Source organism: Pseudobutyrivibrio ruminis CF1b (genome assembly GCF_000424005.1).
GTDB classification, from domain to species: Bacteria; Bacillota; Clostridia; order Lachnospirales; family Lachnospiraceae; genus Pseudobutyrivibrio; species Pseudobutyrivibrio ruminis_C.
Window position 1 is genome coordinate 1 of the sequence record NZ_AUJB01000002.1, and the last position, 17,133, is coordinate 17,133.

The window sequence follows — 17,133 nt, forward strand, 5'->3', positions numbered from 1 at the left end:
CAAGCCTTTTAAAGCTATACTTCTGACAAAACTTTTCTTATATATAGTTTTCAAGACAGGCTTTATCAATTTACAAGTATGTAACTCTGATACTTTCGTTTTCTATTGATAATTATTTATTGATTGCAATATTAAAATTTCGATTATTATCAATAGATAACGTGTTTATGCGATTAGTAGAAGCTCCATTGATAAATATTATGATTTAGACATCTCAAGCTTAGTTATTTTATCAATGACAAGCGAAAACACTTGGTTTATAGCTTACAAATTGATAAAGCAATCTTAAGGGACCTTGGTTAGAGGTTGTGACTTGCCACAGTCCCAGTTTCAAGCAGGTTGAAACAAATAAAAAGAGAAGCCGGTAAATATCGACTTCTCTTAATCAGATAAACTCATCTTTATCTATTATCCACTTTCTCAGGATACATATCATGATTTGCCATGCGGTTGAAGGCTACCTCTTCCCACTTTGTGCCTGGCTTGCCATAGTTGCAATATGGGTCGATTGAAATGCCTCCTCTTGGAGTGAATTTTCCCCATACCTCGATGTACTTTGGATCCATAAGCTTGATAAGATCCTTCATTATGATGTTTACGCAATCCTCATGGAAATCACCGTGATTTCTGAAGCTGAAAAGGTAAAGCTTTAGTGACTTGCTCTCTACCATCTTCTCACCTGGAACATAAGAGATGATGATGTTTGCAAAATCTGGCTGACCAGTGATTGGGCAAAGTGATGTAAACTCTGGACAGTTAAACTTTACAAAGTAATCGTTCTCAGGATGCTTGTTTAAGAATGTCTGAAGCATCTCTGGTGCGTAGTTATCTGGATATGTGTTGTTCTTGTTTCCTAGAAGGGTTAATGTTCCCTCGTCTTTTCTATCTGCCATAATTATTTACCTCCATATTTCAATTCGTATATACGATAATTAGTTTTCGTATTCAATTGGGTCTGTAACCCCGTTTAACTCAAATGCCGCCTTTCTGTCAATACATGTGCCACACTTGCCACAGGCCTTCTCGTGCCCCTCGTAGCAGCTCCATGTGAGCTCATAAGGAACACCAATCTCAAGTCCCTTCTTCACTACCTGTGACTTTGTAAGGCTTATAAATGGAGCAACAATTTCGAGCTGCTTTCCACTACCCTCATAAATAGCTGTGTTCATGGCATTGTTGAATGCCTCCGAGCAATCTGGGTAAGCATTGCCTGCTGCATCATCGCTGTGTGCTCCATAGTAAATCTTTGAACATCCCTTTGAAAGGGCAATGGCGCTGGCACTTGAAAGGAAAAGACCATTTCTAAATGGCACATAAGTGCTCACTAGCTTTCCTTCTGTCTTTGCAAGCTGCTCAGCATATGACTCCTCTGGAATCTCTCCATCTGAGTGCTGTAAAAGTGTGCAGTCACTGAACTGGAACATTGTAGATAAATCAAGAGTGATGTGCTCTACATTATAGTGCTCGCAAACAGCATCTGCTGCCTTTATCTCCTTATCATGACGCTGTCCGTAGAAGATTGAAAGACCTACTACATTCTCGCTTCCGTATTCTTTTACTGCCATTCCAAGGCAAGTGGTGGAATCTACACCACCACTGACTAAAACTAATGCTTTCATAAATATCTCCTAAAATAATCTCGCTAATAAATCTCTATCTGTCTTAAACTTTCCACGTAAAGTCTGGGTCTGAGTGCGGGCTCCTGCATTCTTGATGCCACGAGCTGTCATGCAAGAGTGGCTTGCTTCGATAAATACAGCCACATCCTCAGAACCTGTAACCATCTGAAGAATCTCAGCAATATCATTTCCGATACGCTCCTGAAGCTGAAGACGCTTTGCAGCCATATCAGCGATACGTGCAATTTTGCTAAGGCCGATAACCTTTCCATTTGGAATATATGCCACGCTGACCTTCATGTCATACATAAGGGCAAGATGATGCTCGCAGTAGCTGAACACCTCGATATCCTTTACGAATACAAGGTCCTGGCTGTTCTCATCATAATAGTCCTCGTCAAAGGTCTTGTTAAACATATCAGCAATCTCCTGATTGCTGTAATTCATTCCCTCGAAAACCTCCTCGTACATGCGGGCAACTCTGTCTGGAGTCTCAATAAGACCTGCTCTGTCAGGGTCGTCACCAAGAGCGATAATTATATTTCTAACGCTTTCCTTAATTAATTCCTTATTAATTGCCATACTGTCCTCTTTCTTACACTCCGCGCTTATCTGGATCCCAGATAAATTTGTGAAGCTGGAGCTGTAATCGAATATCATTACGCTTGTGTTCGATTAAATAATTGACCATATCAGCTGGGTCAATACGTCCGAAAACTGGGCTGATTAGAACTGTGCATTTCATTGCCAGACCGTATGTATCAACAAGCTCACATACCTTATCAAGCTCACTTACGTCTGAGCATACGAACTTAACAGTGTCCTTAGGCTGAAGGAATGCGAAGTTGGATAAATCCATCTTGTCCTCCATACCTGAGCCTGCCAGTTTATAATCAAGTGTAAATGCAGGTGCATTTGGAATAGCTGCAAATGGAACTATGTTAACACTTCCATTTGTCTCAATCTCCACCTTAAGGTCTGGCTCTGCTGCGAAAGCTCTCAAAAGATCCTTAATATCTCTAGCCTTAAGTGGCTCTCCACCTGTAAGTGTGACACGGTTAATACCTGTTGATTTTACATAATCTATAATTTCAGTTTCAGTCATCTGCTCAGCTGGAGCCTCATAGCTACATGCCCATCTTGTATCGCAATAGCTACATGCCAAATTACAACCGCGAAGTCTGATGAATACTGCTAATTCACCTGCGTGCTGCCCCTCGCCATTAATACTGACGAACTTTTCTACTACAAAAAATACTGACATAATTAATCCTCCGAATAGCTTGCACAGTTATTTGGAGTCTCATATACTGTCACTTCTGCAACTGTAAAACCGTATTCCTTAAACTTATCAAAAAAGTACTTTGCAAAATTCTCTGCTGTAGGTCTAAAAGGCACTGCATGCATCTCGAAGTCCTCTGCCGTTAAAGCCGCTACTGTAGCCTCTTTAAGAGAACCTTCTTCATATATAAAGCTGTGGTCGAAAAAGTCTGTCTCCTTTTTAAGAGCATTCTTCACATCGCCGAAATCTACTACCATTCCGCGCTGCTGACCTTCTTTCTGCAGCTTATCTGTCTTAATCTTTAAAATTACTCTCCAGCGATGACCATGTAAATTAGAACACTTTCCTTCATAGCCAGCTAAAAAGTGTGCTCCATCAAATGAAGCTTCTGCAGTTAAATAATACATTGAAAATCTCCTATGAACCCAGGACCTGATATACCAAAGAAATAAAAAAGACTGCGTCCAGCAGCCTCAAAATTACGTAAATAACTAATGTGAGTCCTGGTTTTGTTTATGGACAGGATGGTACTAATGAACTGTCCCTCACTCATATGAGTGAACTTCTATTTTTTAATTGCCAGCATATAATACACCCTAAAATCAAAAAATGCAAGAAAAATAACGAAGAGGTCGCAACAGCTTACGCCATTGCGACCTTCTATATATATTAGGGAGTATAAAAATATGAAAAAGGTTGGGTTTTACGAAGTTATACAAACATTAACGTAATTTAACATTTGTGAATGTAGCTTTGGAACCATCTTTCTTAGTTCCATTAAAGCCGAATGAAACAGATGAGCCAGCTTCTACTGTACCATTATAAGATTCGTTCGTAAGTACGTAGTGCTTACCCTTGTGTGAAGAAATCTTAGCATTCCAGATTGCTGTGATTTCAACATCACTATCGAACTCTACTGTCCATCCATTAAGGGTTTTGTTTGTGTTATTGTTTACTGTATTATTTGCTGAAAAGCCTGTGCCCCAATCAGATGGAATGTCAAAGGTAACACTTCCACCTGTTGTCTGTCCTGCCTCAGGAGTAGGAGTAGGGGTAGGTTTTGAGGTAGGTGTTGGGGTTGGCTTTGGTGTTGGCTTAACTGTAGGCTTAGGGGTAGGTGTTGGTGTAGGCTTTGGAGTAGGGGTAGGGGTTGGGTTTACGCTACCACTGTTTCCATTAAGTGCCTTACATGTCTTTACGAGCCACTTACCCGCCTCTGTAAGATCTGATTCTGTCCAGTTGCTTGTTTTGTTACATGATGATGAAATAACTGAAGCAGACTCATTCTTATTACATAAGCTCCATAATGCAAAACTGATGTTGTTCTCTTTGAAGAGCTTCATCCAATCATCAGCATTGCTGAAATCGTATCCACCGTTTCCAGAAGCATCGCATACACCAAACTCTGTACAGATAACTGGTGTGCCTGCCTTAACGGCCTTTCTTACGTTTTCTTTAATATTGTCATAATGTGTTGCCGCGTAGAAATGAACTGTGTACATGATGTTCTCAAAACCATCATTCTTAAGTGGCTTATCCGCAACCTGATCTACTCTCTGAGACCAGTCATTTGTACCACAGATGATGATGTTCTTAGCACCTGTACCTCTGATGATGCCAGCAATTGTCTTGCTGTATGTGTATAAATCTTTTCCACTGCCGTCATACCAGTTTGTACCAGTAGGCTCATTTGCAATCTCGAAGATTACATTGTCAACATTCTTGTACTTTACCGCATATTTAGTAAAGAATGTCTTTGCAGCATCAATGTCCTCATTAGGGTTATAACTTAAAACGTGCCAATCGATGATTACATACATTCCTAAATCCTTAGCTGCTGAAACAGCTTCATCGATTTTCTTGTCCATTAAGTCCTTATTTCCCTGAGTATAGCCATTCTCCCTGGCATATACTGCAAGTCTTACAGTGTCGATTCCCCAATCATCCCTCAGGCTCCTAAAGCTATCCTTGCTTATGTACTGTGGAAACCATTGTACACCGTGTGTACTAATTCCATGCAACTGTACCGGCTTACCATTCTTGTCTACGATAGTTGGTGCAGCATAACCATTTGTCTTTTTTACTGATAATGTACCATGCTGTCCAACCGGAGTCTGAGCTTTAGACACGGTGTTCGCCTGTACTGTAACGTTTGCAGCATTAACATTTGAAATGGAGGCGGGCCCGCTAACCCCCAATGCCATAGCTAATGCGCATGAAGTAATAAGTCTTACTCTTCTTTTCATTACATATTCTGCCCTTTCTGATTATTAATAAACAATTTATAAAAAACTGTTTATTTTCGCTTGCGAGTACACTATAACATAAGCCTCCATGAATGTAAACATTTTTGTAATATTTTTGTTATAAATATGAACTTTTTTGTAATATATTTTTCTGACAATTTCCATTTTTCCCAGTAAAATAGGGACTTCCGAGGAAGTCCCTGATAATAATTATTTTTTATTAATTTACAATAAAATATAGATTAAACACATCACAATTAAGAAAATGATATTTGCCAATGTGAAAACACCCATATATTTTTTCTTATCAGCTCCGTCAATATAGCTGTACTGTTTAAAAGAAATCAGGCTGGCCATGGATGCAATCAGCGTACCAAGTCCACCAAGATTCGTTCCAATAATCAACTTATCAACATTATTTGTGAATCCTGAACAGAGAATTGCTGCTGGGACATTGCTGATGAACTGGCTTAGGAAAATGGATACTCCCACCTCGTTAATCTGTAAAAAGCTACCTATAGCATCGGATAACGCTGGGATTCGCTTAATGTTTCCTATAAAAATAAATAAGAAAATAAATGTAAACAAAAGTGAGTAATCCGGCTTTCTAAGTACACGTCTATCAAATACCAAAGTAAGCACCACCACTATCGCTAATCCAATTCTATAATCTAAGGCTCTGGCTACTACAAGGATAGATACTAAAAACGTAAATACGTACATAGCTATCATATTCCTGTCGCGCTTGGTACGCTCATATATATGCTTTTCCGCCAACGTAACTGGAGCAGCCTTCACAAATACAAATCCACAGATAATCAAAAGAATAAGAGCTACTATGCTGTATGGCAACATGAGCTTTATGAATGCACCAAGACTCATGCCTGTCAGAGAATACAAATATAAATTTTGCGGATTTCCAAGAGGTGTAAGCATGCTGCCAAGGTTTGCAGCGATTGTCTCAAGAACAATTACAATAATGTATAAATCTCTGCGATTGGAAATAGACAAAGTAACAATTGAAAATGGCACAAAGGTAAGAAGTGCCACATCATTTGTGATAAACATTGCAGAGAAAAAGCAAAGACCTATCAACACAAGCACAACTCCTCTGATAGAGCTCATCTTTGCCACAAGCAATTCTCCTATCTGTCTGAATACCTGAAGACGCTGAAGCCCTGCCATGGTAATCATCAAGGCAAGTAAAATGCTTAATGTTCTAAAATCAATGTAATCTATGTACTTGTTATCTGGGTGTACAACAAAGCTGGACACCACTGCCAAAACAAAGGCTACCACTAATACTATTTCATTTCTTATAAAGTTTTTTACTGCTTCCATTTATTTATACTCCAAAATTTAAGGCTTGGCACATGGCCAAGCCTTATAATACTACAAGTCTCTGGATTTTTCTATGCAGACACGCTCTGCTTCGATTACTGCATTTCTGAAACCAAGGGCCTCAAGAGCTGCAACAGCCTCTATAGTGGTGCCACCTGGTGAGCAAACATTATCCTTTAGCACTCCTGGATGCTCTCCTGTTTCAAGAACCATCTTTGCAGAACCAAGAACTGCCTGAGCCGCGAACTTATAAGCCTGTGCTCTTGGCATGCCCTCTGCAACTGCACCATCTGCAAGTGCCTCAATAAACATATATACATAAGCTGGAGATGATCCGCTGATACCAACAACTGCATCCTGCAATTTTTCAGGAACAATCTCAGCCTTTCCAAAGGATTCAAAAAGCTCAACAACTATTTCAATATCCTCTTCAGTTACTAGCTCGTTTGGGCTTAAAGCACTCATTGCCTCTCCAACAAGAGCTGGTGTGTTAGGCATAACACGAATTAGCTTTAAATCCTTGCCAAATAATTCTTTCAAACGTGCAAGTGACTGTCCTGCAGCAATACTAACAACAACCTTGTCACTAAAATCCATATCCTTTATTCCACCAATTGCATCAGGAAGATACTGTGGTTTTACTGCAATAATAATGATGTCAGAAAAATCTACAACGTCCCTATTACTGATACTTGTATTTACACCAAGCTCACCACTAAGCTCATCCAATGTAGCCTGGAAAATATCACTTGCCATTATGTCCTGTGCCTCAACTGTACCTGATGAGATGATTCCTCCCATCATGGAACTACCCATGTTTCCAGCACCAATAAAACCTATCTTCATGTTTTCCTCCTTGCAATCAAAAAAGCCCTATAACAACACACTAAGTGTATCATTTTAGAATTATTCTGTACATTCATTTTTCCTTGTTTCATGGCTGCTGGTAGTATAATGGGACAATATTTACTACCTAGAAAATCCCGCGGTTTTGTAGGTAGTAGAGCAAATCAAGTAGCAAAATATATAAAATTTCCATCCAAAAATTGGAATGCAATCATTGGTACTAATGGTAACACCACTTTTGGATTCCAGAGATCAGGTGAAATTGGCGATGTTATTGAATATCTTTTATATTCTTGCTCCCCCACTGGCACTACTTGTAATCAAGCTTTTTATCAGATATAATCCAATAAATATCGTAAATACGAAGCGCAAATAGGAGACAAGATGAAATTATTCAGCCAATATAAGGGTTTAAATAGGGCCAACTACATATTATTTATAGGTCGAATTGTCACCAATATGGGTGCCATGATTTGGCCTATGCTAACACTTATTCTTAATAAGAAAATTGGGTTCAATGCCACTGAAACTGCGCTTTTTACTATTTTCTCTGGCATTTTATTTTTACCTGCAAATCTTTTGGGTGGACATGTGGCTGACAGGTTCAATAAGAAGCATGTCATTATTTACTGTGACATTGTGTCTATTGTTTTATTTGTCATCAGTGGTTTCCTGCCTCTTTCAATATTCTCCATCTGCGTACTGTTGGTAGGCGCTTTTTTCCAGACTTTGGAAAGCCCTGCATATCAGGCTCTGGTTGCTGATATTACACCTGCAGAAAAAAGAGAAAAAGCATTTTCTTTATTATATTTAGGAGCTAATATCGGACTTATCCTCTCGCCTACATTAGCTGGATTGCTTTTCAATAATTATCTCTGGCTGTGTTTTGTAATCAGTGGTCTGTCTATCAGTGTATCAACAGTATTAATTGGACTGTTCGTAAAAGATGAAAAGCTGGAGGAAGCTCCTACAGAGGATGTAGAAGAATCCGCCGACGATGGCCTAAACATCTGGAGCATTATCAGAAATAGCGGTGCATTGATTGCATTTATTATTTCGTTGGCATTTTATCAGGGCGCGTACTCTCAATTTGGATACCTTATGCCTTTAGACATAGCAAAAGCCTTTCCGGAGAAAGGCTCAGTAATTTATGGAACTATCACTAGTGTAAACTGTTTCTTAGTAGTTTTGTTTACACCTATTATCACTATGGTATTTGAAAAAGTAGATCTGACCAAAAAGTTTGCTTTTGGAGTGTTCCTTCAGGTCGTTAGCTTTGCAGCATTCCTATTATCATTTGGAATCATTGGCGGCTACTATGTTTCAATCGCCTTATTTACTTTTGGTGAAATCCTTACCACCATTATGATGGGCGCATTCCTTGCAGAACGTGTACCTGAAAGCCATAGAGGTCGCATCTTTGGTGTGACAAACTTCGCCGGTGCTTTTATGCAGGGCATCACACAGTTCGGCAGTGGAAGAATGTTTGACACCTTCGGCCCTGCCTACGCCTGGGCCTTCTCTATTGCAATGACAATGGTCGCTGTCATCGCAGCACTGATGCTTGTATACCTGGACAAAAAAGAGTTTAGTCAGCTGTATGTACAGGCTGACTAAACTCATCATCTTACGTATTTGATTACTGCACTTTTCTATTTCCTGCAAGAACCTCTTTATAATCCTCCAGGTTCTTTCTTAGAAGTACAGGGATATTAAGCTCATATGGGCAGTGTGTCATGCATTTTCCGCATTCAATACAGTCGTTGATTTTTTCCATTTCTGCCTGCCAGTGTTCGCTGAGCCATCCAGCACTAGGTGCTCTTCTAAGCATAAGAATCATTCTGTTACACTGGTTAATCTGGATACCAACTGTGCAAGGCATGCAGTAGCCACATCCACGACAGAATTCTCCACTAAGCTCATTCTTCTCATCCGCAATAAACTTAGCTATTTCAGAATCATATTCTGGTGTATTATCCATATATGATAGCCATTCATCCAGCTCAGATTCCTTTTGTATTCCCCAGATTGGAACTGCTCCGTCAAACTGGCTGATGAAAGCCATAGCAGCCTTAGAATTTGTAATTAATCCTCCAGCCAAGCCCTTCATCCCAATGAAGCCCACATTGTTTTCATTACAAAGCTTTAGAAGCTCTATCTCCTTATCTGATGCAAGATAGCTCATAGGGTATTGAACTGTTTCATATAATCCAGACTCAATAAGCTCTTTGGCAACACCAAGCTTATGTGCAGTTCCAGCAATATGGCGTATCTTTCCCTGGCGCTTAGCCTCTTCCATACACTCATACATACCAGTTCCATCTCCAGGCTTGTAGCACTGTCCCATCATATGAAACTGATAAATATCAATGTAATCAGTTTTAAGATTTGTAAGGGATGTATCCAAATCCTTCCAAAAATCATCTGGAGTCTTTGCTGCTGTTTTTGTAGCAATTACGATTTCTTCCCTTTTAACAAAGCCTGTTCCAAAGGCCTCTCCCAGCTTTATCTCGCTATCGCTATATGCTCTGGCTGTATCGAAAAATCGCATACCTCCATCATAAGCTTTTCTGAGAATCCTTACTGCTTCTTCCACAGAAACTCTTTGGATTGGAAGTGCCCCAAAACCATTCTGTGGAACCTTAATACCAGTGCGTCCTAATGTGACTTCTTTCATAGCAACACCTTATACAGCCTTCATATTGATAAGCTTCTCAAGATATGCGATACGTGCGCAAACTGTAAATACATCTGCTGCCTGCTCAAGCTCTTCGATTGGTGGAAGTGATGGAGCGAAGCGGATGATTGAATCGTTAGGGTCCATGTGATATGGGAATGGAGCGCCTGCTGGTGTAAGAACAACGCCTGCCTCCTTAGCCAAATCTACGATACGAGTAGCTGTACCCTTTGGAGCCTCAAATGTGATGAAGTATCCACCCTTTGGTGAAATCCAGCTACCACACTCTGGCTCAGCCAAATCTCTTTCCATTGTCTTGATTACAAGCTCAAACTTAGGACGAAGAATCTTAGCATGCTTCTCCATGTGCTTATCAACTGATTCTACATCTGCAAAATATCTTGCGTGACGAATCATATTTACCTTATCGAATCCAATTGTCTGAACTGTAAGTGTCTTCTTAAGCTCCTCACGATTTCTATGATTGCAAGCGATAGCAGCGATTCCAGCCCCTGCAAATGTAATCTTTGAAGTAGATGCAAACTCAAATACTAAGTCTGGATTATCTGCTTCCTCACACTCGTGAAGAATATTTAAAATCTTCTTCTTTTCCTTATATAAGTGATGTACCGCATATGCGTTATCCCAGAATACTCTGAAGTCCTTAGCTGCAGGCTTAAGATTAGCCATACGTCTAACAACCTCATCAGAATATACGATACCCTGTGGATTAGAATACTTAGGTACACACCAGATACCCTTGATGCTGTCGTCTGCTGCAACTAAGCCTTCTACAACATCCATATCTGGACCGTCCTCGTTCATTGGGACGTTAATCATATCAAAACCAAAATGCTGTGTAATAGCGAAATGTCTGTCATAACCTGGTACTGGGCATAACCATCTTACTCTTTCAAGCTTGCACCATGGTGTACATCCACCGAAACCAAACATGTAACCGCGAGCCACTGCATCAAACATAAGATTAAGTGATGAGTTTCCTCCTACGATAACCTGCTCTGGCTGGCAATCCATAATCTCTGCCATAAGATGCTGTGCTTCAACGATGCCCTCAAGCTGTCCGTAATTTCTAGTCTCTACTCCGTTCATGCACTTCATAAGAGACTTGCCGTCGAGAATATCTAAAAGAGGCATAGAAAGATTAAGCTGCTCTGTTGATGGCTTCCCTCTACTCATATCGAGCTTAAGGCCTTTTCGCTGCCAGTCTTTGTACTGACTAAAGAGCTGCTCCTTCTCTGCTTCTAATTCCTGTAATGACATTTCGCTGTACTTTTTCATTGCATGGTCCTTCCTTTATTACCTAATTTATTTATCATTACGTACTTTATCCAAGTACTCATTGATAATCTGTTCATATCCCAGATTTCCTGGTCGATAGAAATCACCGATTTCCAAACCTTCAGGTAAGTAACGTTGATGTGAAAAGTGATTTGGAAAATCGTGTGCATATTCGTAGCCAATGCCGTGCCCCAGCTTTCCAGCTGATTTGTAGTGAGCATCCTGAAGGTGAGTAGGTATTGGTCGCGTGGTATTATTCTTCACCTCTGCCATAGCCAAATCAATAGCTCCGTAGGCTGAATTTGACTTTGGTGCGCAGGCTACATATGTGGCTGCGTGTGAAAGAATAATACGTGATTCTGGCATTCCGATTCTCTCAACTGCCAGAAACGCATTTGTAGCAACTACAAGCGCCATAGGATCTGCATTTCCTACATCCTCAGATGCGCAGATGCAAATACGTCTGGCAATAAACTTTGGATCCTCTCCTGCGTATAGCATTCTAGCTAGATAATAAACTGCTGCATCAGGATCCGAGCCTCTCATACTCTTTATAAAAGCAGAGATGGTGTCATAATGGTTATCGCCATCTTTGTCGTATTTTATAACTCTTCTCTGAATACATTCGCTGGCCACATCTATTGTAATATGAATTTTTCCATCTTCGGCTCTGTCTGTAGTGAGCACACCAAGCTCGATTGCTGTAAGGGCACTTCTGGCATCGCCATTGGCAATGTCTGCCAAGAAATCAAGTGCATCATCATCAATGACTGCATCATAGCTTCCCAGTCCCTTTTCGCTGTCGGTGATTGCTCGCATTATCAAAGTCTTAATGTCATCTGCCTCAAGTGGCTTCAGTTCGAAGATGATAGACCTTGATAGAAGAGCTCCGTTAACCTCGAAATAAGGGTTTTCTGTGGTGGCACCAATAAGGATGATGGTGCCATCTTCAACAAATGGAAGCAGGTAGTCCTGCTGCCCCTTGTTGAATCTATGAATCTCATCTATAAACAAGATGGTCTTTTTGCCGTAAGCCCCGAGCGTTTGCTTTGCGGCCTCCACCACGGCCTCCATGTCCTTCTTTCCCGATGTGGTGGCATTTATAGATGTAAATTCCGCTGCTGTAGTATGGGCAATAACCTGAGCAAGAGTAGTCTTGCCTGTGCCAGGAGGCCCATAAAATATGATAGAAGAAAGCTTGTCTGCCTTGATGGCACGATATAGGAGCTTATCCTTGCCAATGATGTGCTGCTGGCCTACTACCTCATCAAGTGTGGTAGGTCGAAGACGAGCTGCAAGTGGCGACTCCTTTTTCTTGGCTTCCTGCCTCATATAATCAAAAAGATCCATGTGATACCTTCCTATTTTTTCGAATTATTAGCACAAACATTATAGCACAAACGTTCTATTCATAAAATAAAAATAGTATCAAAAGCTTTCACTTTAGTAAGCTAAAGTAATCACCTTTGATACTATACTATAATTCAATCCATATTACAATAAAAAGTTTGTCCCCGGGAGACATTTGTCCGTAGTGCACAAATTTTCATCTCTAATAATTCTATTTTGCATCTTTTATATAGTTATGTATTTCCTCTACTGAAGGCATAACCCTAAGAGCTCCTCGTCGCGTAGTAATAAGAGAAGCAGCTGCATTTGCTGTTGTTAACATCTCTTTAAGAGAAGCCTCATCATAATTGTCTATTCCAACCTCAAGAACAGAATTGATAACTGACCCCATGAATGTATCTCCTGCACCTGTTGTTTCAATAGTATTAGGATTTAAAAATGGAGCACACTCTACAACAGTATCACCATACAAGGCATAGCTGCCATCTTTACCAAGTGTGGCACATACAAGCTTTATTCCATATTTTTCCTTAATAATCTGAGCCCCTTTAAGGATATCTGTCTCTCCAGTAAAGAACTCTATTTCATTATCAGAGATTTTAAGAATATCGCATTTACGGAATCCAAAATCCATTTTTTCTTTAGCGATTTCTAAATCTGACCAAAGTGGTGGTCTAAGATTAGGGTCAAAGCTTACTAAGATACCGCTTTCTTTTGCAGTATCCAAAGCCTTAATAGTTGCTTCTTCCACAGTCTTGTGTGTCATAGAAAGGGTACCGAAATGGAAAATCTTGGCACTCTTAATAAGGTCAGTATCTACCTCTTCAGCTGAAAGCATAACATCTGCACCGGGATTTCTATAGAAAGAAAAGTCCCTGTCACCATCCTCATAGGTATGAACAAATGCAAGAGTAGTATGAACATCCTTGTCATACTTTAATCCACTTACATTAATGCCAAGACCTGCTACAGTATTTGAAAGCATATGACCAAAATTATCATCTCCAACCTTACCTATAAAGGCTGTGGACTTGCCATAATTTTGGAGCATTGCAAGCACATTACAAGGAGCTCCACCTGGATTTGCCTCCAACAGTGGATTTCCATGCTCACTTATGCCATTTTCAGTAAAGTCTATTAATAGCTCTCCTAATGCAACTACATCAACCATTTATTAATCTCCCTAAGCGCTTTTTATAAATCGTATTTAACAATGTTAAGAATTGCATCTTCATTTGTATTGAAGAAGATTCCATCGCATGATACATCTGTAGGAAGTGAAGCTGTCATTACATAAAGACCATCCTCAAAAAATACTTCCATACTGTATCTATCCATAACAATTCTAAGCTTGATAGAATCCTTATTCCAAGGAATATGAGCTCTACGCTGGTGCACTATTGCTCGTCTGCTACCAGAGAACTTTCTATCGATTTTTGCGATATTCTCCTTAGGTCTAAGAACAATATCGGTATGATATTTTTCATCTGCTGCAATAGAAATGACAAACTTGTCAAACATTGCATCAACATCTTTTGGTCTTACTTCAAGCTCTAAATCTACACAACGACCATTGATTCCTTCAAGAGAAATTGCTCCGTCAATTGACTCACTATCTCTGTCCTTCAAATCTGTTGTTGCAGAAATTTCAAAGTCTTTGTACTCAACCTTGCCGCTTCTCATGTCCTCTAATTCTTTGATTGGCCACTGGCGTAATCTTCCATCTTTGATAGAGATTTCTCTTGGAAGAGCCATCTGTCCGAACCAAGGCTCTCTGGCGTCGTGAGCACCTGCTGTATCCCAGTTCTGCATCCAACCAATCATTACACGTCTGCCATCTACCATTTCAACAGTCTGCATAGCGTAATAATCGATACCATAATCTACAGCCTGAACCTTTTCCTCTGTAAAGGAATCGGTAGCATCATCATATCCACCAATAATGCAGATATTTCCATTACCATTATGGAATTCGAAGCCTTCTGGAAGCATATCCTGTGGGCTTGTAAGAAGAACCCCCTTGCCATCTAATTCAAAGAAATCAGGGCATTCCCACATAAGACCATATCTCCCCTTATTAGACGCGAAAACCTTTTCAAATTCCCATTTAAAGCAATCGTTACTCTTGAATAATAAGAGCTGTCCGCTGCCATCTGCTGCACGGTTAGCAACTAATACTCTGTATGTGCCATCTTTTTTCTTCCAAATCTTTGGATCTCTGAAATCAGTTTTGCTAGATCCCTCTGGAATCAAATCAGCATTAATAACTGGGTTGTTTTCGTATTTTTCATAATCAATTCCATCACCAACAGCAACACACTGTGTCTGGAATTCTTTCATCTGTCCATTTTCTACTGTGCGCTTCATAACACCTGTGTACATAAGAAGATGTCTACCATCCTCAAGTGTAATAGCGCTTCCAGAAAATACTCCATCCTTATCATAGAATTCGTCTGGAGCTAAAGCTGCAGGAAGGAACTCCCAATGAAGTAAATCAGTACTTACTGCATGACCCCAGTGCATTGGGCCCCAGTGGGCATCATATGGATGATACTGATAAAACATGTGATATTTGCCTTCATAATAGCAAAGACCATTTGGATCATTCATCCAACCAACACGTGGTGTTAAATGAAACTTTGGTCGGGTTTCTTTTGCAATAAGTTTTTCCTGTGCTTCTTCGTATTTTCTTGCTTCGCGAAGAGTCTGACTGTTCATAGTTAATTAAATTCCTTCCTAAGTTATAGCTTGTTTATAAAAACTTTGTGGGCAACTTATAAAAGCGCCCACAAAATACTTTTAGTTAGCGTAGAAATCGTCAAAGTACTTCTGATAAATATCAAGGTACTCTGCTACACCATAATCATCTACCTGCTTGAGGTAAGCATTCCAAGAATCATCTGTGATACCATCTCTGATGAACTCAGCCTTGCTTGAGTTAAGGTAGCTTACTAAGTCTGCCTGGATTGCTGAAAGCTTCTCTGTATCTTCAGAGTTCATAAATACACGTGGGTATACATACTTGCCGTGCATATCATCTGTATAGTAATCCTTAATCCAATCAAGACGATACTGAGCATCATCTGGGCAAGTTACATACTTTCCGTAGTACTCATCTAAGATTGCAAGAGGACCACCAACACACTCAGCCTCACGTACTTCTACTGGAGAAGCATCGCCAAGTGGTGCATGCTTAAGCATCTTCTCGCCATCAGCGTTCTCGCCTAATTCAAAGATATCGAAATCATCGTCCTCACCATATGTTCCCCAGTTGTTCTGTGGAGACTGGAATGGATCGTACATCTTGTCAAGCCAAGCGCAAACGAATGCAGGATTCTTACATACACTTGTGATTACGCAACGACCTCTGTCGAAACCTGATGTGAATGAACCGTTCTGTGGTGTAACGTTTACTGTATCAGCCTTTAAAGCCTTAAGTGGTACATAGTCTGTAATGTTATCGATGTTAGCAACATCCCAAGAGAAGCAAACACCATATCTGTGTGACTTACCCTTTGCTACGTATGTAGCCCAGTCCTGAGTAAAGCACTCTGGGTCGATGAGGCCTTCAGCGTAAAGCTTGTGGAGCCATTCTGTACCCTTTCTGAAACCATCTGTTGTTGCTGTACAAATAACCTTCTTGTCATCTGTTACTGCAATATGCTGACCCATATCTACATCACCGATACCATCGCCAAAACCGTTTGTAAGAAGGTTTGGATCCTGATCGTTTACGATGCAAGACATAGGAATGATGTCACCATCAATACCGAATTCCTTCTGAAGCTCTGAAGCGTGCTCCTGGAATGCTAAAAGTACCTGCTCGAACTCATCAACTGTTGTAGGTGTCTCAAGTCCAAGGAAGTCAAGCCACTTCTGGTTGATGAATGTCATGTTGTTACCAACTGTCTGGATAGCTGTCTTTTCGCTACCAAGCTGCTCGATCCAAGGAAGTGCCCAAATGTGTCCATCCTCATCCTCGCACATTGTTCTGTACTCTGGGTACTTATCAAATACTGCCTTAAGATTTGGCATGTTGTTGTCAATGTACTCTTCAACTGGAACGATAACGCCCTGATCTGCATATCTGATTAAGTCGTTGTCGCCAAAACCAGCGTTAAATACCATATCTGTAAGTGTGTTTACATTTGACATATTGAGGGAAATCTTATCACCCCACTGATCAGATGAGATTGCTGTCCAATCAACATGTACGTTTGTCTCTTCCTCAAGTCTCTTGAAGATTGTACGGTTGTTAGGATTCTCCTCTGTTCCTACAGGATAGCTGATTGTTCCTGTGATTGTTACCTGCTCTGCAAGTGGCCAAGTGATGTTGCTTGCATCTACCTTATCTGCATTGCTGGCACCGTTGCCACCCTTGCCACAGCCGACAAACATTGATGAAGCCATTGTCATCGCAAGAGCTGCAGCTACAATACGTTTTGCATTTCTCTTCTTCATTTTCTTGTTCTC

Annotated in this window: 15 protein-coding genes; 1 reads left to right on the forward strand and 14 read right to left on the reverse strand. The window is 40.3% G+C overall.

Annotated elements, in window-relative coordinates; translation table 11 throughout:
* Positions 1-401: 401 nt before the first annotated feature.
* From queF to proC, 8 genes are all read right to left on the reverse strand, one after another.
* Positions 402-893, reverse strand: coding sequence for a preQ(1) synthase (gene queF / locus G592_RS0100580; protein WP_028246099.1), 492 nt, complete (start codon positions 891-893; stop codon positions 402-404).
* A 39-nt stretch (positions 894-932) separates the two neighbouring features.
* A complete protein-coding gene (queC, locus tag G592_RS0100585) occupies positions 933-1,619 on the reverse strand; it encodes a 7-cyano-7-deazaguanine synthase QueC (RefSeq protein ID WP_028246100.1) in 687 nt (228 codons plus the stop codon).
* A 9-nt stretch (positions 1,620-1,628) separates the two neighbouring features.
* Positions 1,629-2,201, reverse strand: coding sequence for a GTP cyclohydrolase I FolE (folE, locus tag G592_RS0100590; RefSeq protein ID WP_028246101.1), 573 nt, complete (start codon positions 2,199-2,201; stop codon positions 1,629-1,631).
* Between the two features lie 13 nt (positions 2,202-2,214).
* Positions 2,215-2,883: a putative 7-carboxy-7-deazaguanine synthase QueE gene (gene queE, locus G592_RS0100595; RefSeq protein WP_028246102.1), complete on the reverse strand. Its 669-nt coding sequence runs from the start codon at positions 2,881-2,883 to the stop codon at positions 2,215-2,217.
* A gap of 2 nt (positions 2,884-2,885) precedes the next feature.
* On the reverse strand, positions 2,886-3,308 hold the full coding sequence (locus G592_RS0100600; RefSeq protein WP_028246103.1) for a 6-pyruvoyl trahydropterin synthase family protein: 423 nt from the start codon (positions 3,306-3,308) through the stop codon (positions 2,886-2,888).
* A gap of 315 nt (positions 3,309-3,623) precedes the next feature.
* Positions 3,624-5,147, reverse strand: a complete 1,524-nt coding sequence (locus G592_RS15195) for a cellulase family glycosylhydrolase (RefSeq protein ID WP_051194685.1) — start codon at positions 5,145-5,147, stop codon at positions 3,624-3,626.
* A gap of 225 nt (positions 5,148-5,372) precedes the next feature.
* Positions 5,373-6,488: an SLC13 family permease gene (locus G592_RS0100610; RefSeq protein ID WP_028246104.1), complete on the reverse strand. Its 1,116-nt coding sequence runs from the start codon at positions 6,486-6,488 to the stop codon at positions 5,373-5,375.
* A gap of 51 nt (positions 6,489-6,539) precedes the next feature.
* Positions 6,540-7,334 carry a pyrroline-5-carboxylate reductase gene (gene proC / locus G592_RS0100615; protein WP_028246105.1) on the reverse strand — a complete coding sequence of 265 codons (795 nt, stop codon included), beginning with the start codon at positions 7,332-7,334 and terminating at the stop codon, positions 6,540-6,542.
* Between the two features lie 384 nt (positions 7,335-7,718).
* Here proC and G592_RS15200 point away from each other — a divergent pair, with 384 nt between their 5' ends.
* A complete protein-coding gene (locus tag G592_RS15200; protein ID WP_051194686.1) occupies positions 7,719-8,951 on the forward strand; it encodes an MFS transporter in 1,233 nt (410 codons plus the stop codon).
* Between the two features lie 22 nt (positions 8,952-8,973).
* Here the strand turns inward: G592_RS15200 and G592_RS0100625 are convergent, their stop codons facing one another.
* The 6 genes from G592_RS0100625 to G592_RS0100650 all read right to left on the reverse strand — a co-directional run bounded on the left by G592_RS0100625 (position 8,974) and on the right by G592_RS0100650 (position 17,121).
* Entirely contained in the window at positions 8,974-10,011 is a 1,038-nt protein-coding gene (locus G592_RS0100625; RefSeq protein WP_028246106.1) for an aldo/keto reductase, read from the reverse strand.
* A gap of 9 nt (positions 10,012-10,020) precedes the next feature.
* The gene (locus G592_RS0100630; protein WP_028246107.1) at positions 10,021-11,310 is read right to left on the reverse strand and encodes an aminotransferase; all 1,290 of its coding nucleotides are present in this window, start codon (positions 11,308-11,310) and stop codon (positions 10,021-10,023) included.
* Positions 11,311-11,337: 27 nt separating this feature from the next.
* On the reverse strand, positions 11,338-12,660 hold the full coding sequence (locus tag G592_RS0100635) for a replication-associated recombination protein A (RefSeq protein WP_028246108.1): 1,323 nt from the start codon (positions 12,658-12,660) through the stop codon (positions 11,338-11,340).
* Positions 12,661-12,871: 211 nt separating this feature from the next.
* Positions 12,872-13,831 (reverse strand): carbohydrate kinase family protein, encoded by a 960-nt coding sequence (locus G592_RS0100640; RefSeq protein WP_028246109.1) that lies wholly within the window; start codon positions 13,829-13,831, stop codon positions 12,872-12,874.
* Between the two features lie 23 nt (positions 13,832-13,854).
* Positions 13,855-15,378, reverse strand: coding sequence for a glycoside hydrolase family 32 protein (locus tag G592_RS0100645; RefSeq protein ID WP_028246110.1), 1,524 nt, complete (start codon positions 15,376-15,378; stop codon positions 13,855-13,857).
* Between the two features lie 81 nt (positions 15,379-15,459).
* On the reverse strand, positions 15,460-17,121 hold the full coding sequence (locus G592_RS0100650; RefSeq protein WP_028246111.1) for an ABC transporter substrate-binding protein: 1,662 nt from the start codon (positions 17,119-17,121) through the stop codon (positions 15,460-15,462).
* Between the last annotated feature and the right edge of the window lie 12 nt (positions 17,122-17,133).

What these genes read in the sequence shown, in the direction of transcription:
- queF (WP_028246099.1), bottom strand. Translation starts at nt 893, where the DNA reads ATGGCAGATAGAAAAGACGAGGGAACATTAACCCTTCTAGGAAACAAG.
- queC (WP_028246100.1), bottom strand. Translation starts at nt 1,619, where the DNA reads ATGAAAGCATTAGTTTTAGTCAGTGGTGGTGTAGATTCCACCACTTGC.
- folE (WP_028246101.1), bottom strand. Translation starts at nt 2,201, where the DNA reads ATGGCAATTAATAAGGAATTAATTAAGGAAAGCGTTAGAAATATAATT.
- queE (WP_028246102.1), bottom strand. Translation starts at nt 2,883, where the DNA reads ATGTCAGTATTTTTTGTAGTAGAAAAGTTCGTCAGTATTAATGGCGAG.
- G592_RS0100600 (WP_028246103.1), bottom strand. Translation starts at nt 3,308, where the DNA reads ATGTATTATTTAACTGCAGAAGCTTCATTTGATGGAGCACACTTTTTA.
- G592_RS15195 (WP_051194685.1), bottom strand. Translation starts at nt 5,147, where the DNA reads ATGAAAAGAAGAGTAAGACTTATTACTTCATGCGCATTAGCTATGGCA.
- G592_RS0100610 (WP_028246104.1), bottom strand. Translation starts at nt 6,488, where the DNA reads ATGGAAGCAGTAAAAAACTTTATAAGAAATGAAATAGTATTAGTGGTA.
- proC (WP_028246105.1), bottom strand. Translation starts at nt 7,334, where the DNA reads ATGAAGATAGGTTTTATTGGTGCTGGAAACATGGGTAGTTCCATGATG.
- G592_RS15200 (WP_051194686.1), top strand. Translation starts at nt 7,719, where the DNA reads ATGAAATTATTCAGCCAATATAAGGGTTTAAATAGGGCCAACTACATA.
- G592_RS0100625 (WP_028246106.1), bottom strand. Translation starts at nt 10,011, where the DNA reads ATGAAAGAAGTCACATTAGGACGCACTGGTATTAAGGTTCCACAGAAT.
- G592_RS0100630 (WP_028246107.1), bottom strand. Translation starts at nt 11,310, where the DNA reads ATGAAAAAGTACAGCGAAATGTCATTACAGGAATTAGAAGCAGAGAAG.
- G592_RS0100635 (WP_028246108.1), bottom strand. Translation starts at nt 12,660, where the DNA reads ATGGATCTTTTTGATTATATGAGGCAGGAAGCCAAGAAAAAGGAGTCG.
- G592_RS0100640 (WP_028246109.1), bottom strand. Translation starts at nt 13,831, where the DNA reads ATGGTTGATGTAGTTGCATTAGGAGAGCTATTAATAGACTTTACTGAA.
- G592_RS0100645 (WP_028246110.1), bottom strand. Translation starts at nt 15,378, where the DNA reads ATGAACAGTCAGACTCTTCGCGAAGCAAGAAAATACGAAGAAGCACAG.
- G592_RS0100650 (WP_028246111.1), bottom strand. Translation starts at nt 17,121, where the DNA reads ATGAAGAAGAGAAATGCAAAACGTATTGTAGCTGCAGCTCTTGCGATG.